The sequence below is a fragment of the Aerococcus sp. Group 1 genome (assembly GCF_000193205.1).
GTDB lineage: Bacteria > Bacillota > Bacilli > Lactobacillales > Aerococcaceae > Aerococcus > Aerococcus urinae_A.
This window is the reverse complement of record NC_015278.1, coordinates 1,603,278-1,627,872: the sequence shown is the minus strand read 5'-3', so window position 1 is coordinate 1,627,872 and position 24,595 is coordinate 1,603,278. Positions and strand designations below refer to the sequence as shown.

Annotated in this window: 23 protein-coding genes and 1 riboswitch; of the genes, 17 read left to right on the top strand and 6 right to left on the bottom strand. The window is 43.0% G+C overall.

Features of this window, described 5'->3' with window-relative positions; all coding sequences use genetic code 11:
• Positions 1 to 60: 60 nt before the first annotated feature.
• The 3 genes from HMPREF9243_RS07620 to HMPREF9243_RS07610 all read right to left on the bottom strand — a co-directional run bounded on the left by HMPREF9243_RS07620 (position 61) and on the right by HMPREF9243_RS07610 (position 2,760).
• Positions 61 to 1,371 (bottom strand): hydroxymethylglutaryl-CoA reductase, degradative, encoded by a 1,311-nt coding sequence (locus tag HMPREF9243_RS07620; RefSeq protein ID WP_013668959.1) that lies wholly within the window; start codon positions 1,369 to 1,371, stop codon positions 61 to 63.
• A 132-nt stretch (positions 1,372 to 1,503) separates the two neighbouring features.
• Complete coding sequence (locus tag HMPREF9243_RS07615) at positions 1,504 to 1,827, bottom strand: iron-sulfur cluster biosynthesis family protein (RefSeq protein WP_013668858.1); 324 nt, start codon at positions 1,825 to 1,827, stop codon at positions 1,504 to 1,506.
• 105 nt (positions 1,828 to 1,932) lie between these two features.
• A complete protein-coding gene (locus HMPREF9243_RS07610) occupies positions 1,933 to 2,760 on the bottom strand; it encodes an alpha/beta hydrolase (RefSeq protein ID WP_013669138.1) in 828 nt (275 codons plus the stop codon).
• A gap of 154 nt (positions 2,761 to 2,914) precedes the next feature.
• Here HMPREF9243_RS07610 and pyrR point away from each other — a divergent pair, with 154 nt between their 5' ends.
• The 7 genes from pyrR to HMPREF9243_RS07575 all read left to right on the top strand — a co-directional run bounded on the left by pyrR (position 2,915) and on the right by HMPREF9243_RS07575 (position 9,861).
• Positions 2,915 to 3,448, top strand: a complete 534-nt coding sequence (gene pyrR / locus HMPREF9243_RS07605; RefSeq protein WP_224783429.1) for a bifunctional pyr operon transcriptional regulator/uracil phosphoribosyltransferase PyrR — start codon at positions 2,915 to 2,917, stop codon at positions 3,446 to 3,448.
• Positions 3,447 to 3,546: riboswitch (TPP riboswitch) on the top strand. It overlaps the preceding gene by 2 nt.
• Positions 3,547 to 3,599: 53 nt before the next feature.
• Positions 3,600 to 4,166 (top strand): energy-coupled thiamine transporter ThiT, encoded by a 567-nt coding sequence (gene thiT / locus HMPREF9243_RS07600; protein ID WP_013669867.1) that lies wholly within the window; start codon positions 3,600 to 3,602, stop codon positions 4,164 to 4,166.
• 258 nt (positions 4,167 to 4,424) lie between these two features.
• Positions 4,425 to 5,681 carry a cation:proton antiporter gene (locus HMPREF9243_RS07595; RefSeq protein WP_013668647.1) on the top strand — a complete coding sequence of 419 codons (1,257 nt, stop codon included), beginning with the start codon at positions 4,425 to 4,427 and terminating at the stop codon, positions 5,679 to 5,681.
• A gap of 84 nt (positions 5,682 to 5,765) precedes the next feature.
• Entirely contained in the window at positions 5,766 to 6,464 is a 699-nt protein-coding gene (locus HMPREF9243_RS07590; RefSeq protein ID WP_013670065.1) for a Crp/Fnr family transcriptional regulator, read from the top strand.
• A 68-nt stretch (positions 6,465 to 6,532) separates the two neighbouring features.
• Positions 6,533 to 6,841 carry a co-chaperone YbbN gene (locus tag HMPREF9243_RS07585; protein WP_013668698.1) on the top strand — a complete coding sequence of 103 codons (309 nt, stop codon included), beginning with the start codon at positions 6,533 to 6,535 and terminating at the stop codon, positions 6,839 to 6,841.
• A gap of 2 nt (positions 6,842 to 6,843) precedes the next feature.
• Positions 6,844 to 8,733, top strand: coding sequence for an aryl-sulfate sulfotransferase (locus HMPREF9243_RS07580; protein WP_013669561.1), 1,890 nt, complete (start codon positions 6,844 to 6,846; stop codon positions 8,731 to 8,733).
• Positions 8,734 to 8,871: 138 nt separating this feature from the next.
• Positions 8,872 to 9,861 carry a YeiH family protein gene (locus tag HMPREF9243_RS07575; protein ID WP_013668763.1) on the top strand — a complete coding sequence of 330 codons (990 nt, stop codon included), beginning with the start codon at positions 8,872 to 8,874 and terminating at the stop codon, positions 9,859 to 9,861.
• A 60-nt stretch (positions 9,862 to 9,921) separates the two neighbouring features.
• Here HMPREF9243_RS07575 and HMPREF9243_RS07570 read toward each other — a convergent pair whose 3' ends face one another.
• Positions 9,922 to 10,554, bottom strand: a complete 633-nt coding sequence (locus tag HMPREF9243_RS07570) for a 50S ribosomal protein L25 (RefSeq protein WP_013669364.1) — start codon at positions 10,552 to 10,554, stop codon at positions 9,922 to 9,924.
• 285 nt (positions 10,555 to 10,839) lie between these two features.
• Here HMPREF9243_RS07570 and thrC point away from each other — a divergent pair, with 285 nt between their 5' ends.
• The gene (gene thrC / locus HMPREF9243_RS07565) at positions 10,840 to 12,315 is read left to right on the top strand and encodes a threonine synthase (RefSeq protein WP_013669930.1); all 1,476 of its coding nucleotides are present in this window, start codon (positions 10,840 to 10,842) and stop codon (positions 12,313 to 12,315) included.
• 9 nt (positions 12,316 to 12,324) lie between these two features.
• Positions 12,325 to 13,563, top strand: coding sequence for a bifunctional phosphopantothenoylcysteine decarboxylase/phosphopantothenate--cysteine ligase CoaBC (gene coaBC / locus HMPREF9243_RS07560; protein ID WP_013669165.1), 1,239 nt, complete (start codon positions 12,325 to 12,327; stop codon positions 13,561 to 13,563).
• A gap of 69 nt (positions 13,564 to 13,632) precedes the next feature.
• Here coaBC and def read toward each other — a convergent pair whose 3' ends face one another.
• Positions 13,633 to 14,211: a peptide deformylase gene (def, locus tag HMPREF9243_RS07555; RefSeq protein ID WP_013668970.1), complete on the bottom strand. Its 579-nt coding sequence runs from the start codon at positions 14,209 to 14,211 to the stop codon at positions 13,633 to 13,635.
• A gap of 441 nt (positions 14,212 to 14,652) precedes the next feature.
• On the opposite strand from def, the gene pdhA reads away from it, so the two are divergent.
• Genes pdhA through lpdA form a run of 4 tightly spaced genes read left to right on the top strand, consistent with a single transcriptional unit; the run spans position 14,653 to position 19,848 of the window.
• Positions 14,653 to 15,756: a pyruvate dehydrogenase (acetyl-transferring) E1 component subunit alpha gene (gene pdhA, locus HMPREF9243_RS07550; RefSeq protein ID WP_013669884.1), complete on the top strand. Its 1,104-nt coding sequence runs from the start codon at positions 14,653 to 14,655 to the stop codon at positions 15,754 to 15,756.
• A 2-nt stretch (positions 15,757 to 15,758) separates the two neighbouring features.
• Positions 15,759 to 16,745: an alpha-ketoacid dehydrogenase subunit beta gene (locus HMPREF9243_RS07545; RefSeq protein WP_013668539.1), complete on the top strand. Its 987-nt coding sequence runs from the start codon at positions 15,759 to 15,761 to the stop codon at positions 16,743 to 16,745.
• Positions 16,746 to 16,797: 52 nt separating this feature from the next.
• Positions 16,798 to 18,423, top strand: a complete 1,626-nt coding sequence (locus tag HMPREF9243_RS07540; protein ID WP_013669722.1) for a dihydrolipoyllysine-residue acetyltransferase — start codon at positions 16,798 to 16,800, stop codon at positions 18,421 to 18,423.
• 15 nt (positions 18,424 to 18,438) lie between these two features.
• Entirely contained in the window at positions 18,439 to 19,848 is a 1,410-nt protein-coding gene (gene lpdA / locus HMPREF9243_RS07535; protein WP_013669106.1) for a dihydrolipoyl dehydrogenase, read from the top strand.
• A gap of 207 nt (positions 19,849 to 20,055) precedes the next feature.
• Here lpdA and HMPREF9243_RS10365 read toward each other — a convergent pair.
• Positions 20,056 to 21,482 (bottom strand): IS3 family transposase gene (locus HMPREF9243_RS10365; protein ID WP_101560582.1). Its coding sequence is split into 2 segments (ribosomal slippage): positions 20,056 to 20,972 and positions 20,972 to 21,482, totalling 1,428 coding nucleotides; the frame shifts between segments, so codons are not numbered across the junction.
• Between the two features lie 165 nt (positions 21,483 to 21,647).
• On the opposite strand from HMPREF9243_RS10365, the gene HMPREF9243_RS07520 reads away from it, so the two are divergent.
• The 4 genes from HMPREF9243_RS07520 to HMPREF9243_RS07505 all read left to right on the top strand — a co-directional run bounded on the left by HMPREF9243_RS07520 (position 21,648) and on the right by HMPREF9243_RS07505 (position 24,585).
• Positions 21,648 to 22,073: a hypothetical protein gene (locus HMPREF9243_RS07520; RefSeq protein WP_013668468.1), complete on the top strand. Its 426-nt coding sequence runs from the start codon at positions 21,648 to 21,650 to the stop codon at positions 22,071 to 22,073.
• Between the two features lie 277 nt (positions 22,074 to 22,350).
• Positions 22,351 to 23,085, top strand: coding sequence for an amino acid ABC transporter ATP-binding protein (locus HMPREF9243_RS07515; RefSeq protein WP_013669549.1), 735 nt, complete (start codon positions 22,351 to 22,353; stop codon positions 23,083 to 23,085).
• A gap of 14 nt (positions 23,086 to 23,099) precedes the next feature.
• Complete coding sequence (locus HMPREF9243_RS07510) at positions 23,100 to 23,942, top strand: glutamate ABC transporter substrate-binding protein (RefSeq protein ID WP_013668596.1); 843 nt, start codon at positions 23,100 to 23,102, stop codon at positions 23,940 to 23,942.
• A 1-nt stretch (position 23,943) separates the two neighbouring features.
• Positions 23,944 to 24,585, top strand: a complete 642-nt coding sequence (locus HMPREF9243_RS07505; protein ID WP_013669281.1) for an amino acid ABC transporter permease — start codon at positions 23,944 to 23,946, stop codon at positions 24,583 to 24,585.
• The last annotated feature ends 10 nt before the right edge of the window (positions 24,586 to 24,595 follow it).

Genomic DNA, 24,595 nt, shown 5'->3' with positions numbered 1-24,595 from the left:
AAGGGGCTGCCTCAGACAGTCCCTTTTTTAGCGGAAATTTCTCTTATTTAAATCTCGAGCCTATTGACGGAGGTCATCTAAGATCGCCTTGGCGTTTTGTCGATCCATATGCTTTGCCTTTTGTAAGGCTTGACTGACTTGGTCCACTTCATCGCCCTGGGCACCCACAGCGATAGCCAAGGACCGGGCTTGAAGTGACATGTGCCCCGCTTGGATACCTTCAATGACTAGAGCCCTCAAAGCGGCTAGGTTTTGAGCTAGGCCGAGGGCAGCGACAATCTTCATTAAGTCGCTAGCACTGGGCTGAGTGAGTAAGTGGTGGACGAGTTTAGCGGCGGGGTGAATTTTGATTGATCCGCCGACACTTCCTAAGGCAAGAGGGAGGGTGATTTCTCCAGCTAATAGGCCTTGGTCTTCAAGGTAGTCCCATTTGGCCAGGCCCCGGTATTGTCCGGATTGGCTGGCATAGGCGTGACAGGCTGCCTCCACCGCCCGCCAGTCGTTACCGCTAGCGAGGACCAGAGCATCAACCCCATTCATAATCCCTTTATTGTGGGTTGTGGCCCGATAAGGATCGACTTGGGCTAGTTGGCTAGCTTGACTAATCCGCTTAGCCACTACTTGTGGATCTTGGCCTGGCTTAGCAAGAGCATCAATAGGGATTTGACAAGTCGCCTTAGCCAGACATTGGGTAGCTAAGTTGCTTAAAATAGCCATTAATTTTTCTAGACGGGGTAGTGACTCATCCTTTTGACTAAGTGCTTCAATGTGACTGGCTAAGGCTTCCAGCATGGTATTCATCATGTTGGCGCCCATGGCTTCTTGGGTATCTACCGTCATATAGACCACAAAAAAAGGCTCGCTTTCACTGGGATAGTAGGCCGTTTCTAACTGGCGCACCCCACCGCCCCGTTGGCTGAGGCTAGGATGTGCCTGGTTAGCGACTTGGATGAGGTCTCCTTGGTGGTCTTTAATGTAACTAGTCCAGGTTTCGGCTTGACTGGCTTGGTCTAAGCCTAAGAAGACCATTTGCCCAGTCATTTGCCGGTTCAAGACCTCGCTATGGAAGCCACCGCCTGCCTTAGCCATTTTAGCGGCGTAACTGGCTGCTGCAATGACACTCGGTTCTTCGATCGCCATGGGGATCAAGTAGTCTTTTTGATTGATGACAAAGTTCATTGCCAGTCCCAAGGGGAGGGAGTAGGTTCCAATGAGATTTTCAACCATGTTATCAGCCAGGTCTAAGGGCAAACCCTGGTTATTTTTGAGATAATCCTTTTCTGCATCACTAATATAGTGGAGCTCATTTAAGCGGGCCAGACGTTCCTCTAAGGGGAGGCGGTAGAAGCCCTGTAAATTCACTTGAGTCATAATAACCTCCTAAGTGCTTTGTTTATCAGTGAGGGGGAAGTCTTTGTACTTTTCCATAAAAAAAGAAGTTGGCAAGTGCTTCCAACTTCTAGTTTATGGGTCATTACTTGATTAATCAATAGCCAGTCGGTATTAATGATCGATACAATAGAGATTATCATCGACCATTTGATCGTCGGTTAAGAGGACAAAAACTTGCCGAAATTCATCAAAATCGATCCGGTTATCATTGCCTAACATGCTGAGGGCTTGTGTTGTGACATGGATTTGACCGATATGCGTTTCAAGGACCTCATCAAAACTTTCAAAACTTGGTGCATTGGTTTGTAAGACTAGACTACGATAGGCTCTGTGGCTGGTATGACCTGTTTCATCGGAAGTGGTTAGGCAGATATTATGGAAACGATCTAAGTTTTGTAACTGTTGTATGGCTTTCTGGGTGAAAAATAACTTCATGGCATATCCTCCTCACAACAACTCTTGTAAGGATGATTATATCAGAATTTGTGAGCAGTTTAGTCGGAAAAGCCTAAAAATAATTTTTAAAACGTTTTCACACCTTCACCAGCCGCTACTGAGAAAGCGGAGGCAGTCGGGGAGGTGTTTGGCCCAGTAAAATTCATTATGTTCCTCATCCACATAGATGTTGAAGTTAATATTTTCTACCGGGATACCTCCTGCTATAAGTAAGGCCTGGTAGTGGAGGGAAGCATCGATATAGGCTTGGGCCATATTGCCTGGGAGAAAGAGACGGTCAGTATCGTCCCCTTCTTTGCTGCCGACTTGGAGGTAGATTTTTTGCTCGGGGTCTAAGCTTTGCGACTTGAGATAGCGGTCAAAGGGTTCTTGGGCTATCCATTGGGCTAGGGAAAAAATCCCCAAGCGGCCAATCTGATCGGCATACTTAATTCCCATATAGGCGGTAATATTGGCCCCAAAAGAAGACCCGATCATGGCTGTATGTTTTTTATCGGTTTTAGTCCGATAGTTTTGGTCGATAAAGGGTTTAACCACCTTCATAATGAAGTCACTAAAATCATTACCTAAGCCGCCCAAGGGCCCTGCCTTAGGGTCACTAGGGTTTTCGAAGCTCCAAGCATTATACTCATCCGCCCGAGTCTGAGAGTCATTGTCGATGCCGACCACAATCATCTTGGGTAAATCGGGGTTACGCTTGAGGGTGGGGATGACCTTCCAAGAATAACCTAGGAAGGACTCCTTACTGTAAAAAACATTTTGTCCGTCATGCATGTAAACGACTGGGTAGGATGCGGATTCCTGCTGGTAATTTTTAGGGAGTAGGACGCGCACCCGCCGCTTCTTGCCGGAATAGGGCAAGCTTAAGTAGTGGGTTTTCATTTTTAGATAATAATAATCGGCATTGAACATGATTTACCTCCGCTTAATGTGCTATTAGCATACTTGACCCGGGGGGATTAAGCAAGTGCAATCCCCCTGACGATGCTCAAGGTTAAGAAATAATTGCAGACTTCACAATATTTCGCTACAATGTGAATAGAATAAAGGATAAGGGGGAGATGCCTTGGCAACAGAAGTCGAGCTTCTCAACGAAGCAGAAATGAAGCGCGCCTTAACGCGAATGAGTTATGAGATTTTGGAACGCAACCATGGTACCGCTAATTTAGCCATCGTGGGGATTAAAACCCGGGGAGCTATTATTGCTAACCGGATTAAGGACCGTATCAATCAGTTAGAAGAGGCTGATGTCTTTTATGGGGAATTAGATGTCCGCGCTTATCGTGATGACCTCGACCAGGAAAAGGATAAGCTGATCAAAGACTTATCCCAGCTGGACTTTGATGTGAATGGTAAACATATCTTTATCTGTGATGATGTGCTCATGACCGGTCGGACCATTCGGGCGACCATGGATGCCTTGATGGATCATGGGCGTCCAAGCAAGATCTCTTTAGTGACACTCATTGACCGGGGCCACCGGGAATTACCGATTCGAGCGGATATTGTTGGTAAAAACATTCCCACTTCCCGGCAAGAGAAAATTCGGGTGAAGATGCGGGAACTCGACAGTAAGGATGCAGTATATATAATTAAATAGTTGCTACTAGGGGAGCCTTGATGGCTGAGATGTAATTTACAGACCCTTTGAACTTGAGACTAGGTAATACTAGCGGAAGAAAGTGCACGAAAAAACAGGTAAGAGGCATTTTCTCTTACCTGTTTTTGTGCTAAGAAAGGATTTAATTATTATGGGACAAAGTAAACAAGTAAGGATTTTATTGGAAATTGCTATGGTAGCAGTATTAGCTTATTTATTAGGACTTTTGCCGACAACCAATGGAGTAGGTATTGGGGTAAACTTAGGCGTTATTCCCATTTACTTGATCTCTTTAAGACGGGGGATAAAGAGCGGTTTTGCTGCCGGCTTTCTGTTTGGGCTTTTGCAATTAATCACCGGTCAAGCTACGATTCTAACTCCCTTCCAAGTCTTCCTTGAATACTTCTTCGCCTTTATGTTAGCAGGTTTAACTGGACTCTTCGCTAATCGGGTGAAGAGTGCAGGCTTAAAAGGGGATAAAAAAGGCCTTTGGATCGGTATCTTTTCAGCAACCTTTATTGGGATGGTCGCCCAATACTTTATTCATTGGTTCGCTGGCTATGCCTTTTGGTCTTCTTATGCGCCAGAAGGCATGAATGCTTGGTGGTATACGACCATTGTTAATGTACCTACTGGTGTCTTTACCTGGCTAGTAGGGGCATTAGTGGTAGCCTTATTATTTAATAATGCCCCCAGGCTCTTAAATCCAGAAGATTAAGTGATAACTTACCTATAATTTTTACAATTGATCAGATGTAATTATTTTTCTGAGACGTCCTTTGAGAGGACGTCTTTTTTATTGACTGAGACTGCTTTTTTGATAAAAAGAAAGATTTTATGAAATTGTTGGCGCGCAAACACTTTCAAAAGAAAGCATGTGAAATGTTGAACTATATTTTTTCAGATAAAATGAGGAGGCTTTTACGATTGATAATTAATAAAAAATAAGTAGAAATATTGGAAAGGAGTGTTTTATGTGTTTGTTCTTCGTTTTTTACTGGCAATGCTTATTGCTTATTTTGCCGGAGAACTGGTTAAGAAAATCAAATTCCCAGCTATCATTGGTTGGTTGATTGTGGCCATGTTTCTCGGAGAGCACGGGCTAAATCTCTTAAGCCCTGAATTAGTTTCAACTAAGGTCTACCAATCACTGATGGTACTGATGCAAATTCTAGTGGGGTCTATGGTGGGCTATAAGTTAGTTTACCGTGACATCAAGGATTCCATCAGTAAAGTCTTCGCCATGGGAATATCTGACCTGGTGGTAACCTTTGCAGTGGTGACGGGAGCATTTGCCCTTATTTTACACCTCTTAGGTCTACCCATCATTGCTGCCTTACTCTTTGGGGGGATCGCTATTGCGACTGCACCGGCCCCTCCGGTCTCAGTGGTGGAACAGTATGATTGTTCTGGCCCCTTATCTGATTCAGTGCCATCGATGACGGCTTTTAATTCAGTGATGGTTAATATTGTCTTCTTCCCCTTAGTTTCAGTAATTGGAGCAGTTCTAAACGAAAGTTCCACTTCCGTCTTGGGCTCATTACTGATTATGATCTTAGCTCCGATTCTCTTAGGTGGAGTGATCGGTCTGATTGCAGGAAAATTAGTGGGTAAGAACACTTCTAAACAGCAAAGTTTCCTAATTTATCTGTTTACCATGCTGGTCATCTATGCCTTAGATAATTATTTGAACTGGCAGGTCTTCACCGAAACCCAGATGATGTCCTTATTAGCCGGAATTGCCGGGTCGTGTGCCTTTATGAACGTGGTTGATCCTGAGAAAGTTCCGAGCTTGCAAATGGATCTCGGACCGATTCACTCTTATGCCTTAATGATTTTCATTGTTAACCTATCGATTCATTTGAATCCAGCGGCCTTATTTGACGGTGGCATGCTTATGGTGGCCTATATCTTGATTAGGGCCCTAGGCAAATACTTGGGTTGCTATCTAGGGGCCAAAATCAGTCATGCGCCCAAAGTTGTGGAAAAGTATATGGGAGTCATTATGATGCCTCACTCTGGAGTCTCGATTATGTTTGCCGGGATTGCTGCATATAATTTAATGGGCGTCTATCCTGAGCTAGCTAATCTCTTACAGATCACAATTTCAGCCGCTGCCCTAATCATTGAAATTATTTCTCTACCCCTAGCCGGCATGGTTTATCGAAAACTCGGTGAAGCGGGCAAGGAGAAAGAAAAGTTGGCAAGGCAAGAAGACTTACTGCCTAGTTAAGTGATGACGTGAAGCGGACATGCCTCAGCTTGTATTAAAAAAGGAGAAAATCAACCATATTGAAAGATACAGGGGGATGGGAAAATGTCAACATCATTTATTGACTACTGTCTCAACCATGAGAAAGTCATTAATCACACCCGCCAGGAAAGCTATAAAAAGGGCGATATGATTGAGACTATTGGAACACGGATTACTGAAATTGGCATTGTCGATAAAGGCTTACTCAAAACAGTGAATTATTCGGCAGAAGGGAAGGAGTTAAATACCTCACTCTTCTTTACCAATTCAATCTTATTGGAATACCTTTATTTTAGCGAGAATTTAAACTATTCCTATGATTTAGTGGTCTTACGCGCCACTACCGTTACCTGGATACCGGCAAAATTATTTAAAGCCATTGTTTTTGAAGATAGTCTGGGTATGGAGCTCTATGTCCACCACTTGATTGAGCGGGGCTTAGAGTCCCAGCGGATCATTTCCTGCTTGAACTACCCTACTATTCGTGAACGGATTTGTTACTGGATTGCCTCCAAGAATTCTCTAGAAATTGGGCGGAGCGATATAAAACCCGACATGGAATTACCCTTCACTCAAGAAATTTTTGCCAAGTTAATCAAGGTCAGCCGGTCCAGCCTAAACCAAGAATTACACCTTATGGAAGCAGAGGGATTCTTTAAAATGACAAGGAAGGCCCTGACCCATATTAATCAAGAGAAAATTTGGATAACCTGTAAAGGAGTTGATGTCAAGAAATTATTCATGACTCATGCGATGGGTTAAGGCTTAGTAAAAGTTTTAACCATTGCATCATCAAATAGCTATCAAACATTGAATGAAGGAGTGTTGAGATGATAAAAGAATACCAACAAGGTGATTTTAAAGCTGAAATTGCTGAGGGCAATGTTTTGGTCGATTTCTATTCTAAGACCTGTGGCCCTTGTAAAATGCTAAGTTTTATCCTAGAGGATATTAATAAAAGCCATGGGGATGACCTGACTATTCTTAAAGTGAGTTTTGAAGAAAATACTGACATCGTAGAAGAATATGGCGTCGAGGGCTATCCAACCTTAGTTTATTTTAAAGACGGTAATGAAATCACCCGAAAAGCGGGCTTACAACAAAAACCAGTGATTGAAAAAATGTTAGAGGAGGAATAATCATGACAGAAACAGCAACCTATATCTATAAAGAACACCTGATTGAAAAGCAAAGAAAAGCCGAAGAGGCAATGTTGGAAGAATTTCACTTGGGCGAGTATACCTTAGACAATCCCTTAGTGAAATACAATGCCTATCTCATTAACCCCTTATCCGCAGTGGTTCTCTTCAAGACTGAAGAACCTACCGCGATTACTGTTCGTGTCTTAGGTAAAACCGAAGAAGCAGATATCTTCCAAACCTTCCCTGTCGGCACCGAACATGTTCTTCCGATTGTGGGACTCTATCCTGAATATGAAAACAAGGTGGAAATTTATCCTTACCAAACCCCTTCCAAAAAACATACAGTGACCATTCCGGTGGGCGAAGTGGAAGGGACCGACCTGGTAAATTCGATTGAAACTACTCCAGAATATATGCAAGACAATATCATGTTCCTCTGCCCGGCTAACTATGCCTTAGCCATTGCGGTTGACTATGCGGGTGACGTGCGCTTGAAATTAGATGTACCGATGGTCTGGGACGTTAAGGTGCTAGATAATGGTCATTTACTCATGTCCAGTGACCGCTTGACCTCTATGCCATACTTCATGAGTGGGATGTATGAATTCTCAGCAGTAGGTAAGATATACACCGAATACCGGGTACCAACCGGCTTCCACCACGACTGCTGTGTCCTACCAAACGGCGATATCATTGCTCTTAGCTGTAACCATGACAACAGTACCGTGGAAGACCAACTAGTGGTAGTGGATAAAGATACCGGTGTGGTAAAACGAACCATTAACTATATCGATTTCTTAAAACCCGGCGCTCAAAAATCAGGCTCCTGGTCAGAAGAAGACTGGTTCCACAACAATGCGGTTTGGTATGACGAGCATACCAATTCCCTAACCTTATCTGGTCGTCACGTTAATGCCATGGTTAACATTGACTTCGATACTGAAGAAATTAACTGGATTATTTCTGATCCCGATGGCTGGCCAGAAGAATACCACAAGTATCTCTTCACTCCAGTGGGTGACGGCGAATTTGACTGGCAATATGAACAACATGCCAACTTAATTACTCCTGACGGGGACGTGATGTGCTTTGACAACCACCACTACGGGGCTCAAGATCCAGACAAGTACCTAACACCAGAAGAATCTTATTCACGTGGGGTCCGTTACAAGATTGATACCGAAACCATGGAAATTGAACAAGTCTGGCAATATGGTAAAGAACGTGGCTATGAATTCTTCTCACCATATATTTGTAACGTGGTTTACTACAATGAAGACCATTACCTCATCCACTCCGGTGGTATTGCCTATGATGGGCAAGGCAATCCATCTAAAGAATTAGGACCATTTGCTATGCAAGAAGACCCTGATGCTAAATTAGAATCCATTACCGTTGAATGGAACCATGGTGTTAAAGAATATGAATTAAGCGTGCGTTCTAACTACTACCGGGCTGAGAAATTCCCATTATATTCTAAGAAGGGTGGCGAATATGACCTACAATTAGGTGCTGGTCGTGTTCTTGGTTACTTAGGTGAAACCGCCCAAATGGACTATGACATTCCAGCTGAAGAAGTCAATGAACCAGTTCCAGAAAAGGTCGATGTTCGTCTAACCGATGAAGAAGATATGTTCACCTTTGAAGCTATGTTTGAAAAGGGTCAATTAGTCATGTTAGTTCTTGAAGGTCAAGAAGATACCCGTCGTTACTTCATCTCAACTGCTAAGGGACATCGTGGTGCCATGTGTGCCGGAACCTTCCTACCTAAGGATGACCGGGAAACTCGTACGGTAGTAACAAAATATGGTTTCGATAAGAGCGAATACAAGGTCAAATTAATCATCGATGACAAGAAATATGATACTGGCCTAACCATTAAAGGCTAAAGAAAGACATTTTAAATTTCTTTAAAAAAATTTGGACAAATTAACCAAACTATGGTCTAATAAAATAGCTACCTCGGAAGCCTTTTCCGTTATAAGAAGCGACTTCTGAGGTACTTTTATTATTTTAAGGAGGAAGATATGGACATTTTAAAAAAGAAGAGCTTTTGGCTCTCATTTATTCTGTTATTATTGGTATCATTATTTGCTAAATGGCTATCTGGCTTCCCTGGCTTATCCTTAATTGGTCACTTAGTGATTGCCTTAATTATTGGGATGGTTTTACAAGCATCTGGCCAATTAAAGGGAATTGCTAAGGGGGGATCAGGCTTTATCTCTAATAAATTCTTACGCCTGGGGATCATTTTAATGGGGTTCCGGCTTAACCTGGAGGTTCTTGCCCAACACGGGGTAAAAACCATTACCTTAGCTATTGTGGTGATTGCCTTTACGATTGGTTTAATTTACAGTCTGGCTAAGGCTGCTGGAATTGAACGCAAATTATCCCTCCTCTCTGCTTCTGGTTGTGGGATCTGTGGGGCAGCTGCTGTGCTCGGCCTATCACCCATTATTGAAACCGATGAGGATGATGAGGTGATTTCTGTTGCCGTGGTCGCTATTCTGGGGACCATTTTTACCTTGATTATGGTGCTCTTACGTCCAGTCATGGGCTTAACCGATGTTCAGTTCGGAGTCCTAGCTGGTGGTTCCTTACATGAGATCGCCCATGCGGTAGCTGCTGGTGCTGCTGGGGGTGCTGCTTCAGAAAATATTGCCGTGATTGTTAAGTTATCACGGGTATTAATGTTAGCCCCCGTATCCTTGATTTTCTCTTATATTGCTAGTCGCCGGAGTGATGGCAATAGCCATGCCAAGATTCAATGGCCATGGTTCATGTTAGGTTTTATTATTTCTTCAGCGATTGGGACCTATGCAGGACTATCAGAGGCTATTGTGGGCCACTTAGTTGACTTGGCCTACATTCTCTTAGGGATGGCAATGGCTGCTTTAGGGGTAAATGTGAACTTTAAAGTGGTCTTTGAAAAGGGTCAAAAAGTCTTTGCGGTTTGCTTCGCTGGATCAGTGGCACTCTTTGCCCTGGTCTTTGTTGCAGCTAAAATGTTCTTCTAATCAATTAAAGCAAAAGAAAAACGCAAGTCCACTTGGGCTTGCGTTTTTTGTATGAAGTGATTATTCTTCGTCAGAATCTTTTTCGCCGATAACTTCAGGTTCAGCGGCTACAGCTGCTTCTGCATCTTCTTCAGGTTCGTCATCTGGAGCGCTGACTGATACGATAACTTCTTCTGGATCGGTAATTAATTCAGCGTCTTCCATACCTTCGAATTTAACTTCTCCGGCAGTAACGCTGTCATTAATGTCTAAGCCGCTAACATCCACAGTGAAGTATTCTGGTGCTTTAGCAGGGTCAATACGTAAGGTAACTTCGTAGACGTTGATGGCTGCCACACCAGCAGGGTTAGCTAGCTTCTCTTCGCCAACGATAGATACAGGAACGTTAACCTCAAGTTTTTCACCTTTCTTGATCGCTTGTAAGCTAATGTTATAAACGATTGGTTTAATCGCTGCGCGAGAAATTTCACGTAGGAAAACAGTACGGCTTCCTTGTCCTTCAATTTCTAATTCGAAAACTGAGTTAGTCCCTAAATCACGTTCAATTTTTTCCACGTCTGGGCGTTCCATTGAAATTTTGATAGGGTCTAGGTCACTAGCATACACGACACCTGGAACTAAGTCTTCACGGCGTAAAGCCTTTGAAGCGGATGTCCCTGCAGCATCACGCGTTTTTGCTACAAATTTCATCATTCTACCTCCTGATTATTACTTTTATGAATTCTTTGAATTCCTAAAAACTACTCAATTATAGCACAAAGGGCCATAATAGATCAAGAATCCATAGTTTTTCAATTTCTATTTAACCATAAAAAGGCCAAGAGTTGTAGTCTTTTTGAAAAATATTTCCTGTTATTCGCTTTTTCGGCTGTCTAGAGAATAATAAGGACTTCTAGTTTTTAATTCCTAATGGACCAACTCAAGGCTTAAGTATGGTAAAATAACGGCAATAATATCTGCTTACCTAGGAGGTTATCCATGTTATACACAAGTACGAGAAATAGTCAGCTTTCTGTTCGGTCAACAGAGGCGATTTTGCAAGGTCTAGCGCCTGATGGGGGGCTGTATGTTCCTAAATCGATTCCTCATTACGAAGGAGATTGGGAGACGATGAGCAAGTTGTCCTACCAGGAACTAGCCTTTCAAATTTTAAGCCTCTATTTTGATGATTTCCCTAAGGACATTTTACAATCCTGTATCCAAGCCGCCTATGATGAAAAATTTGATGATGACCGGATTGCACCGGTCGTAGGCTTATCAGACCACTATCTTTTGGAGCTTTTCCATGGTCCAACGATTGCCTTTAAGGATATGGCCTTATCCCTACTGCCTCATTTAATGAAGGCTGCCCAAAAAGTCTTGGGTCGCGATGAAGAAATTATCATTTTAACCGCGACTTCAGGAGACACCGGTAAGGCCGCTATGGCTGGCTTTGAAGACGTGACTGGGACTAAGATCATTGTCTTCTATCCCAAGGGCGGGGTTTCCAGCATTCAGGAAAAACAAATGCTGACTCAAAAAGGAGACAACACCTATGTCTTTGGGGTCAAAGGGAACTTTGATGACGCTCAAAGTAAAGTCAAGGAGCTTTTCAATGATAAGGACTTAGCAGCGGAACTTCAAGCCAACCATAGCCAATTTTCTTCTGCTAATTCCATGAATATCGGTCGCTTGTTCCCTCAAGTGGTTTACTATTTCTATGCCTATGGGCAATTACTGAAACAGGGCGCTATTCAAGCAGGGGACTTGGTCAACTTTACGGTGCCAACCGGGAATTTTGGAAATATATTGGCTGGCTACTATGCTAAGCAAATGGGCCTACCGATTGACCGCCTAGTCTGTGCCTCTAACGATAATACCGTCCTTTATGACTTCTTCACTAGCGGAACTTATGATCGCCGTCGCCCCTTTAAGTTGACTATATCTCCATCGATGGATATTTTGGTCTCCAGTAATCTGGAACGGCTCTTGTATTACGCCGTGGACCAGGATAGTCAAGCGGTCAAAGACTTGATGGCTGCATTACAGGATGAAGGTCACTACCAATTAGGTCAAGAAGTGAAAGCGGCCTTTGATAGCTTTATTGGAGCCTATAGTGATGAAGCTGAAACTAGAGCAGAAATTAAGCGCGTTTACCAAGAGGACCATTACCTCATGGACCCCCATACGGCCGTGGCTTCCGCCTGCCTAGGCAAGGTGAAGGACCAGTTAGCGGGTGAAAGTATTGTGGTGTCGACAGCTAGTCCTTTTAAATTCCCCGCTGCCGTTTTAGAATCGATCGATGAGGGCGACAGTCATTTAAGTGATTTAGAGCTCTTAGAAGCAGTGCAAGCGGCCAATGGCTTGGACTATCCCCAAGCAATCCAAGCCATCCTTGAAGCGGATAGCCGGCCTGAACGGGTGATTGAAGTGGAGGAAATGGAAACAGTGGTAAGAGAGATTGCCAAAGGATAGGAGATTAAGGTGTTAGAAAATAAACAAATCGTTGTGATCGTGACCGGTGGAATTGCTGCTTACAAGGCGCCAGACTTTGTGCGTCTATTGATCAAGTCCGGCGCTGAAGTTAGGGTAGTGATGACTGAGGCAGCTGAACAATTTGTCCGCCCCTTTACCTTCGAGGTCTTAACCAAGTACCCCGCCTTAACTGAACAGGGGGCCTATCCAGACAGTATCGGTCACATTCATTTAGCTGACTGGGCTGACCTGGTGGTTGTCCTACCAGCTACCGCTAACACCCTAGCTAAGGCGAGCTTGGGTTTAGGGGATAATGAGGCAACTGCTACCTTATTAGCCATGGATTGCCCACGGATTTTTGTTCCAGCCATGAATAATAAGATGTGGGAAAATCCTGCGACGGTTAATAATGTCGCCAGCCTGAGAGAGAGGGGAGATATTGTTATCGAACCGGCCTCTGGCTTTTTGGCGGAAGGTTATGAAGGCAAAGGGCGGATGCCTGAACCCATTGAGGTCTTGCAAGCAGTGAAGGCTTTGGTCGCTTTGGAGAAGGCCTTTGCCGATCAAGCAAAGAATGTGCTTAAGAATAGCTCCTTTAAAGAAAAGAAGATCGCGGTATCCGCTGGAGGCACCCAGGAAGCCATCGACCCTGTCCGCTTTATCGGTAACCATTCCTCAGGAAAAATGGGCCTAGCTTTGGCCCATGTAGCGGCCCTCTTAGGGGCTGAAGTGACCTTAGTGATGACTCCAACGGCCCAAGGCTTACCCCATTTACCTGCTATTAAGACCCGTCAAGTGAAAGACGCCCGCCAACTCTACCAAGTCATGCATGAATTGAACGAGGCCAGTGATATCATTATCATGGCAGCGGCTGTTTCTGACTACCGGGTCGAGACGCCTAGCACCGAGAAGATCAAGAAGAATAAAGAAAATGACCAGGACCACTTACAAATTAGCCTGGTAGAAAATCCTGATATTCTCAAGAGCCTTTCCCAGGAAGGCACCTTTTTGGTTGGCTTTGCAGCGGAAACTAACCATGTGCTTGACTATGCGAAGAAGAAATTAGCCGCCAAGGGCATCGATATGATTGTGGCTAATGACGTGAGTCAACAAGCCATCGGTTTCTCTAGCGAAGATAATGCCGTTACCATCATTAGTCAAAAGGGGGCAAGATCCTTGCCTCAAGCCGATAAAATGATGATTGCTGCTGGAATCTTTGCCCAAATTGCCCAAGAATTGAATGCATAAGAAAAAGGACTTAGCTCCAAGCCAATTTAATGGCTGGATCAGCTAGGTCCTTTTTTTCTTGGTCAAGGATTAAAACTCATCACCTAAAAGATAGGTGTGTTCGCCCAAGGAATATGGATCGCTTTTATTAATTCGCTCGTAGTAGAGGTGACCGTCAAGGTGGTCGATTTCATGTTGCAAGACGATGGCAGGATAGCCTTTGAAACGTTTCTTAAAGTGATTGCCTTCCAGATCATCGTAAGTAATGGTGATGCGAGCGTAGCGGGGCACATAACCGGACACATCGTCATCGACTGAGAGGCAGCCTTCGCCTTCTCTGAGGCAAACTTTTTCTACGGAATGACTAATGATCTTTGGATTGACCATAACCCCTTCTAAAATAATCTCTTCATCGGAATCAGGATCTTCGATATTAGGAACCAAAAGGGCGATCATCTTCTCGCCGATACCTACTTGAGGGGCAGCGAGACCGACACCAGCGCGGAGACCAAGTTCAGGGCCCTTTTCTTCATCTTGACTATTATACAGGTATTCCATCATATCGTGAGCGGCTTGTTTTTGCGCTTCATTTAAGGGAAAAGTGATGGTATCTGCTTCACGGTGTAAAACTGGATTACCATCACGGGTTATGTCATCCATTAAGTACATACAGCTTATCCTCCATTAACTATCTTATATTTTAATTCATTTTCTCAAATTACAGCAAATAAGTCAAAAGGATCTCGCCGTTTTTTAAGGCCATAAATCATCGAATCAGAACAATAAATGTATCCCTCAATTAATAAAAATTTCACAAGGTAAGCGCTTTCTCAATTGGACTATAACAGTATTATAACAGTTGCAAACGCCTGTATTATTTTTAAAAATGGCTTTATATAAGTACTTTAGCCAGACTTTTAGGAAATCAATCACTACGCACATGTTAACGTTTACACAAATAAAGCAACTGTTCTAATATAGAAAGTTAGGATTTGGACCTCAATTGTTTGAATTCGCTTCCTTTCCATGATAAATTAGTGAAGTGAAGGGTGAATAAGCCAATGCCAAGGCATGGCAAAATATTTTCTTTACAGAAAGGAATGTGTACAGATGGCAAAACAACCAGTAGATTATCAAGCACAACTTGCTGGTATTGACGAACAGTTCCAAATGGTTCGTATACTAGACGAGGAAGGAAAAGTCGTTAACCCTGACATTATGCCAGATTTAACTGACGACCAACTTGTAGAAATAATGAAACGGATGGTCTTTTCAAGAACCTTACACGAACGCTCAATGGCACTTGCTCGCCAAGGACGTTTAGGCTTCTATGCGCCAACTTATGGACAAGAAGCTTCACAAATGGCTAGCTCTTATGCCTTTGAACAAGATGACTGGCTATTCCCAGGTTACCGTGATATTCCACAATTAGTGGCTAAGGGATTACCAGTAGATAAGGCTTTCCATTGGTCTCGTGGACACGTTGAAGGAAATGATTATCCAGAAGACTTCCATGCAATGCCTCCACAAATTATTATTGGGGCCCAACTTATCCAAGGTATGGGTAATGCTGTTGGTCAAAAATTAAATGGTTCTAAGAATGTTACTTACACCTATACTGGTGACGGTGGTTCAAGTCAAGGGGACTCATATGAAGCTTGGAACTATGCTGGTCGCTATAAAGCACCAATTGTTTTCTTCATTCAAAACAATGGTTTTGCGATTTCCACCCCACGTCATAAACAATCAGCAGCCAAATCCTTAGCACAAAAAGCCGTTGCAGCTGGTATGCCAGGTGTTCAAGTGGATGGTAACGATGCCTTAGCAGTTTATGCGGTAGCTAAACAAGCACGTGAATGGGCTGCAGCAGGTAACGGACCAGTCTTAATTGAAACCATTACCAACCGTCTCGGCGCTCACTCCACTTCCGGTGACGATCCTAAGATTTATCGTACCGATGAAGATATCCAAAGCTGGACCAGTCGTGAACCACTTATTCGTTTCCGTGCATACCTAGAAGAAAAAGGTCTCTGGGACGAACAAAGTGAAAGCGACTATGTCGAAAGCGTTAAAGAAGAAGTTCAAGCAGCCATCAAGAAAGCTGAAGCTGCACCTAAGCAAAAAGTTTCCGACTTCTTGAAGAACATGTTTGAAGAACCAGGACAAAACATTAAAGAACAAATTGAAAAATATGAAGCGAAGGAGAGTGAATAAGGATGGCCAAGAGAACTGGAAAAACAATGGTAGAAGCCATCACTGCAACGTTAGACCAAGAAATGGCTCGTGACGATAAAATTTTACTTTTCGGTGAAGACGTAGGTAAAAACGGTGGTGTGTTCCGTGCTTCTAAAGGTTTATTTGATAAATATGGTGAAGACCGTGTAAGTGATACGCCTCTATCTGAATCAGGTATTGGTGGTATGGCAATCGGACTTTGTCTCCAAGGTTTCCGTCCTATCATGGAAATCCAATTCTTCGCTTTCGTATTTGAAGTGATGGACTCCTTAGCTGGACAAATGTCACGTTACCGCTTCCGTTATGGAGCAACCCGTAACTTCCCAATTACCGTTCGTTCACCATTTGGTGGTGGGGTTCACACACCTGAAATGCACGCGGATTCAGTAGAAGGTCTCTTTGTCCAAACCCCAGGGATGAAAGTGGTTGTGCCATCAAGTCCTTATGAAGCTAAAGGTTTACTTGCTTCAGCAATTCGTGACAATGACCCAGTCTTATTCCTTGAACACATGAAGTTATACCGTTCATTCCGTGAAGAAGTTCCTGAAGAAGAATATACCATTCCTCTAGGTGTAGCCAATGTGGCTCGTGAAGGCTCTGACGTTACTGTGATCGCTTATGGTTACATGGTACGTGAAGCGCTTAAGGCTGCGGAAGAATTAGAAAAAGAAAATATTTCTGTTGAAGTCATTGACTTACGGACGATTTCACCAGTTGACTATGAAACCATTGGTAAATCTGTTGAAAAAACCGGCCGTGTTGTCATGGTGCAAGAAGCTCAACGTGAAGCTGGTGCAGGTAACAATGTGATCGCTGAAATTTCTCAACGTTTCATTCTTTCTCTAGAATCACCAATTGAATTCGTATCAGCTCCTGATACAGTTTACCCATTTGGTTTAGCAGAAAATGACTGGTTGCCAAATGCTGATGACATCAAAGAAGCAGTTAAGAACACAGTTAATTTCTAGAAATAAGTAATCCTATTGAATCACTTAAGCTAAGAAGGGATGATGAAAAAAGATGACATATACTTTTAATATGCCAGACGTCGGTGAAGGCATGAGCGAAGGCGAAGTTGTTAGCTGGCACGTTGCTGTCGGAGACTCCGTCCAAGAAGAAGATGTTCTTGTTGAAATCCAAAATGATAAATCTGTTGAAGAAATCGCTTCACCTGTAAGCGGTAAAATTGAAAAATTATACGTTGAGGAAGGTGACGTAGCTATCGTTGGGGAACCTTTGATTGACTTCTCAGGGGAAGGTTTACCAGAAAGTGATAATACAGCTTCTGAAGCTCCAGCTAGTGAAGAAGCCTCAGCTCCTTCAGCTAATGCAAGTACCGGATATTACCAATTCCGCCTACCAGATGTTGGTGAAGGAATGGCCGAAGGTGAGATCGCTGAATGGCTAGTCAGTGAAGGCGACGAAGTCACTGAAGATACTGCGGTTGTTGAAATTCAAAATGACAAATCCGTTGAAGAAGTATACGCACCCGTTGCTGGTACCATTAAGAACATCATTGTGCCTGCCGGTGAAGTAGCCAATGTGGGTGATGTTCTTGCTGAAATCGACTCACCAGAACATAACAGCGAAGGCTCAGCACCATCTTCAACTCCAGCTTCTCCAGCTCAACTTGAAAAAGCTGACGAAGGCAATGAAGGAGCAACCGGTGCAGCTAATGGCAACGGTGGCGTTCCACAAACCGCTGATCCAAACAAACGTGTATTAGCAATGCCTTCCGTGCGTCAATATGCGCGTGAAAAAGGTGTTGACATCTCTCAAGTTGCAGGTACCGGTAAGAATGGCCGTGTTCTCAAAGAAGACATTGATAACTTTGACGGACAAGCTGCAAGCGCAAGTGCTCCAGCTGCTGAAGCAACAAGTGCTAAAGCCAGCGAAGAACCTGCTAAGAAAGCTGCACCTAAGAAGGAAAGCCATGAAGACGGCGATGTAGAACACGTGAAGATGACTCCAATGCGTAAAGCTATCGCTAAATCCATGGAAACCTCTAAATACACTGCTCCTCAAGTGACCTTGTTCAAGGATGTGGAAGTATCCAAGCTATGGGATCACCGTAAGAAATTCAAGGGTATTGCTGCTGAACGTGATACCAAGTTAACCTTCTTACCATATGCAGTGAAAGCTTTAATTGCTGCAGTTAAGAAATACCCAATGCTTAACGCTTCAGTTGATGATGACGCCCAAGAATTCTTATTGAAGAAATATTACAACATTGGTATTGCTACTGATACTGATCAAGGATTATACGTTCCTGTAGTTCATAATGCAGACCGCAAATCCATGTTTGATATTGCTGATGAAATTAATGATAAAGCTGCCAAGGCCCATGAAGGTAAATTGAAGGCTGCTGACATGTCAGACGGTACTGTTTCAATTTCTAACATCGGTTCAGTTGGCGGGGAATACTTCACCCCAATTCTTAACTACCCAGAGGTTGCCATTTTAGGCTTTGGTGCAATTGTGCAACAACCTGTAGTTGACGATAATGGTGAATTAGCAGTTGGTCGAGTATTGAAACTTTCATTAACATTCGACCACCGTATCGTCGACGGCGCAACAGGACAAAAAGCCTTGAACGAAGTTGGTCGTCTGCTTAGCGATCCTGAATTATTATTAATGGAATCTTAAGGAGGTAGTTAGTAAATGGTTGTAGGTGCAATGGCAATTGAATTGGATACAGTCGTTGTTGGGGCTGGACCTGGCGGATACGTTGCGGCGATCCGCGCAGCCCAAATGGGACAAAAAGTAGCCATTATTGAACGTGAATATATTGGTGGTGTCTGCTTAAACGTTGGCTGTATTCCTTCCAAGGCTTTAATCCAAGCTGGACATGCTTACCATGAAGCCAATGGCGGTTTAGACGTCTTTGGTGTGGATTCAAAAGCTAGCTTAGATTTCACCAAAACACAAGAATGGAAAGACAATAGCGTGGTTAAAACCCTAACCAGTGGGGTAGAAATGCTATTGAAGAAAAATAAAGTGGAAATTATCCGCGGAGAAGCTTTCTTCAACAATGAACGTGAATTAACCGTGATGGGTGAAGGTGATGAACACCAACTTTATAGCTACAAACACGCAATCATTGCAACAGGTTCCCATCCAATTGAAATCAAAGGCTTTAAGTTTGGTGGCCGTGTCATTGACTCCACAGGTGCCTTAAACTTAAAAGAAGTGCCTAAGAAACTTGTTGTTATCGGTGGTGGGGTCATCGGTGCCGAACTCGGTTCAGCTTATGCTAACCTCGGCAGCCAAGTCACCATCTTAGAAGGTTCTCCTCAAATCTTACCTAACTTTGAAAAGGATATGGTTAAGGTTGTCGAAAAAGGCATGAAAGCCAAAGGCATGGATATCCATGTTAACGCCATGGCTAAGGAAGCTGTCGATAACGGGGACTCTGTAACCGTTAAATATGAAATTGACGGTAAGGCTAACGAAGTTGAAGCGGACTATGTCTTAGTCTGTGTTGGTCGTCGTCCTAACACTGAAGATCTCGGCTTAGAAGCCTTAGGTGTTAAGAAGAATGACCGTGGCCTAATTGAAGTTGATAACCAAGGTCGTACCAGCGTGAAGAATATCTTCGCGATCGGTGACGTGGTTCCTGGTGCTGCTTTAGCCCACAAAGCTTCCTACGAAGGTAAAATTGCTGCGGAAGCCATTTCTGGTAAAGCCGCTGCAGTGGACTACAAGGTAATGCCTTCCGTTGCCTTTACTGACCCTGAAATTGCTTCCTATGGTCTAACCGAAAAAGAAGCCAAAGACCAAGGTCTTGATGTGAAAGCAACCAAGTTTCCATTAGCTGGGAATGGACGGGCTTTGTCATTAAATCAAAAAGAAGGCTTCGTTCGCTTAGTAGCTACTAAGGATGACAAGGTGATTGTTGGTGCCCAAATGGTCGGCGTTGGCGCATCAGATGTGATGGCTGAAGCTGGCTTAGCTATTGAAGCGGGCATGAATGCTGAAGATATCGCCCTAACTATTCATGGCCACCCATCCCTCGGGGAAAGCTTAATGGATACAGCAGAAGGCGTTCTTGGTATGCCAATCCATATGTAAGCATAAAATAATACAAAAAAGGCTCTTGCTCCGTATGGTGACCCCAATAAGTTGGACTTTATATATAGTGAGTTGGCCTTTGGCCAGCTCTTTTTTGTTGCTTACAGTTCTTGCTTATTTCTTGCCGACACATTTACTCAGAAATTTAAACTTGTCAAGAGGAAGAGCGTAGCGGCTCTTGATAAGTTTAAAGTTTATGTGTAATCATTAAGCGGCGAAAGAAGCGTGATGAAGACGAAATTCTATAGGACTCCTAAAATCTAATTTTTCTTTGATTCTTTCACCATTGTAATAGATTATAAAATCTTCAATCGCTTGTGCTAATTCTTCAAAGGAATGATAAGTCCGACCATAGTAGACTTCTTGTTTTAGTAGACTAAAGAAATTCTCCATTGGCGAATTATCTAAGCAATTTCCTTTACGAGACATACTTTGAAAAATTCGGTGATCCTTCAAGAGCCGGGTGTAACTTTTCATTTGATAGGCCCAGCCCTGATCAGAATGAAAGGTTCTTCTGTATGGACATAATTTACTTGCTTCAATGGCAGCTTGTAGCCCCTCCAACATGCTTTGTCCATTAGGCTGATGTGTTATCTTAAAAGAAATAATTTCTCGATTAAATAGATCCATGTAAGGATCTAAATAGAGTTTTCCAGTTTGATAATTCCCAGAATCATCGGCATAGTAGTATTTAAATTCTGTTGTGTCTGTTGTTATTTTTTGATAAGGAATGGTCGAATCAAACCGCCGGTTGATACGATTTGGCGCTATCTCTCCAATCGTTCCTTTGTAGGAATTATATTTTCTTGTCTTTCTAGTATAGCTAGTGACCTGTATCCCCATAATTTTCATTAGGCGTTGAACTTTGTTTTTACTGACCTTATAACCACGGGAAAGCAGTTCAGCTCGCATTCTTCGATAACCATAATCCTTATGGGTTTCTCTGATGTCTTTCATTTCCTCTTTTAAATCGGCATCCTTATCAATTTCCTCATCTTTATTTTTCCAATAAAAGTAGGTCGATTTAGGAAACTTTAAAACGCTAAGAATATCTTTTAAAGCATATTTTTCATCATGGAGACGTGTGATTTCGGTCACTATTTCTTCTTTTCTCGCTTGACTCTTTGAGCCACACGTCTCCTCAATCCTTTTAAAAATTTGTTCTCAATTTCTAAATCCGTAATCCGTTGTTCAAGTTCCTTTATTTTTGCTTCACTTAACTGATTGGTTTCGCTGCTATCCTTTATTTGATTGATTTGTGATTTCTTTTTAGACACTTTAGGTGGCCTTCCTTTCCTCGCGGAAAGGCCATCAAGTCCTCTTTCATGATAAGCTCTTCGCCAATTAGCGATTAGACTTGGATTATTCATGTTTAATGAATTGGCCAATTCGCGATAACTCATTTCCGTACTTTCATACAATTCTATCGCATTTAATTTGAATTCAACAGTATAAACCTGTTGAGTCCGCCTTTTCTTTAAACCATCTACACCAAATTCATAATAGTTATTAACCCACCTTCGTAAAATAGAAGGATCTATTCCTGCTTTATTAGCTAAGGTTCGATAACTTCCTTTTTTCGCAATATAGTCTCCTACTAAATTCAGTTTAAATTCTAATGAATATTTAGACATAAAAATAACCCCCAAAAGTTGAATTCTTAGTCCAACTTTTGGGGGTCACTACACCGGCAAGGGCTTTTTTATTAGCTAATATGTGACTAATCAATGATCTATGACTTGCACTTTAGGGATTTCTTAGCCATACTAAGGAAAAAAAGACTAGGATGGAGTGTCGCTATGAGTAAAATTACTGATAAATTTAAGGATTATGCCTTAAAAGGAGGCGTCCCGGTTGAAGAATCTAAGCTGGAGGGTGGACAGAAACTCTTCCGAATGGGAATGCAGCTACCGGATAGGGAGGTTATCCCTGTAGCCATCATTATCGACGGTAAGGAAGACCCGGCGGTGGATTATCAAATTACCTACAGTAAACTAGCCTATGTGAAGGACTATAACCAACGAGGCGAGGCCTTAGATGAAATTAACCGGCTTAACCGGGTCCACACCGGCTATTTCCACCTGTGTTTAGCGGGTGATGGTGAAATTTATTTAAGAACTTTAGGCCGGGTATCGGAAGATGTGCGCCCCCTTTATGAGATTATTATGGCCGGTCAACAGGTCTTAAGGATCTTAGTCAAAGAATCAAAGCTGTTTAAAAACTAATGGCTTAAACTTGATAGAGAAGACTGCATGCTAACATGCGGTCTTTTTTTTATGCGCTTTTTTGCTTAAAATTGTTAAAAAAAGTAACACATAAAAACCGGTTTTTCTTGAAATAATTAGCTAATAACTTATTTTATTAATAAATAATAAAGAACCCTTAAATTTATATGTAAAATAGTTTGACAATTCAGAAGTAAATACGTAAAATATAAACAACCATAACAAATATGTAAGAAAATATAACATATTTGGTTATCGCAGGATTGGAGTGAGAAAAATGATCATTGAATTTAAAGATGTGGAAAAGTATTACGGGGATTTTCATGCCTTAAAAGATATTAACCTTGGCATTGCTGAGGGAGAGGTGGTCACCTTGATTGGGCCGTCTGGGTCTGGTAAGTCGACCCTTTTGCGGTGTATTAATGGCCTGGAAGAGATTTCTAGTGGTCATCTCTATTGTGATGGCGAGGATATTGCTGATCCTAAAACCAATATCCGTCAAATCCGCCGTGACTTTGGCATGGTCTTCCAACACTTTGAATTGTATCCGCATATGACCGTTATGGAGAATGTGACCCTGGCACCGATTAAGGTCATTGGAAAGACCAAAGAAGAAGCTTATGAGCGTGCAGAGCGGCTACTCAAACGCGTGAATATGTGGGACAAGCGAGATTCTTATCCAAGCCAACTCTCTGGTGGTCAAAAGCAAAGAGTGGCCATTGCTCGGGGACTGGCTATGAAGCCTAAGGTCTTGCTTTTCGATGAACCCACTTCAGCCCTGGACCCAGAAATGGTCGGTGAAGTCTTAGAAGTTATGCAAGGCATTGCCCAACGTGATCAAATGACCATGGTGGTAGTCACCCACGAAATGCGCTTTGCCCGTCATGTCTCAACCCGGACTATCTTTATGGAGGCCGGTGAAATTGTCGAAGATCGTCCGAGTGAGGAATTCTTCAGTCAACCAAAATCTCGACGGGCGCGGGACTTTATCTCCTCCCTTGAAGGCTTATAAAAGGAGGGTCTACCATGAAAAATCCAGGTAAAAAGCTCTTGCTCCTCGCCCTGACAGGCCTGTTGTGTTTGCTCAGTGCCTGTGGGAAGTCTGTGAGTGAGAAAAATATTATGGACCGCTTGCAAACTGACCAAGCCCCTAAGATTCGTTGGGGAGTCAAGGTGGATACCAATTTATTCGGCTTTTACAACATTGAAAAAGGAGAAGTTGAGGGCTTTGATATTGATATCGCTAAGGAATTGACCAAGCGGATCGTCGGCCCCAATGCTCAAGCAGAATTTGTCGAAGTGACCTCTAAAACCCGGATTCCATTACTCAAAAATGCCAATATCGACGCTATTATTGCCACTATGACCATTTCTGACGAACGAAAAAAACAGGTCGATTTTTCTGATATTTATTTTAATGCCGGGCAAGCCCTCTTAGTAGGACCAGATGTCAAGCTTAAGGGGGTTGAGGATCTGGGACCTGACCATACGGTTCTCGCCGTTAAAGGGTCTACTTCAGCACAAAGAATTAAAGAACACGCCCCTGAGGCCAAGGTCTTGGAATTGGAAAATTATTCGGAAGCCTTCACTGCTCTGAAATCTGGTCAAGGCCAAGCTATGACCACTGATAATGCTATTCTTTTGGGGATCAGTAAGGAAAATCCCGACTACCATATTGCGGGATCTACCTTTACCCGGGAGCCTTATGGGATTGCGGTCAATAAAGGTCAAGACGACTTTCGCCAAGCCATCAATCAGGGCTTAAAAGACATGGTTGCTGACGGCAGCTATCAAGCTATTTTCAAGAAGTGGTTTGGTGACCAGGCCCAAGAAGCGTCTATTGCTAATGACGTGAAGGAGGGGAAGTAAAATGTTTCAATTATTGAATAACTATTCCAGTGAATTGTTCCTCGGTTTTAAGAATACCATCATGGTCAGTGTTTTAGCCTTAGTTTTTTCCTTAGTCATCGGGAGTCTGGTGGGGATTATGCAAACCAGCCATCCTAAGGGCTTACGGATGCTAGGAGACATTTATGTGGAATTTTTCCGCAATATTCCCTTGTTAATTATTGTAATGTTTTTCTACGTGGTGGTGCCCTTATACTGGGTGAAATTAAATGGATTTACTGCCGGTTTAATCGGTCTCACTATCTATACTTCGGCCTTTATTGCTGATGTGGTAAGGTCGGGAATTGAAGCCGTTCCCCATGGACAAATGGAGGCGGGGCTATCTCAGGGTTTCACCGCGACTGAGACCATGGTCTACATTATCTTTCCCCAAGCCGTTCGCATCGTGATCCCACCCCTAGGCAACCAGTTCATTAACCTAGTGAAGAACTCGAGTATCTTAGCTATGGTTGCTGGGCTAGACTTGATGTATTTTGGAGACTTGATTGCTAGCGAAACCTTTAATACCTTTGATTCTTATATCTTAGTGGCTTTGTTCTACTTAGTGTTAACCATACCACTGACTGCCTTGATGCAGTATCTAGAACGGCGCTTGAGTAACTAGGAGGGATGAT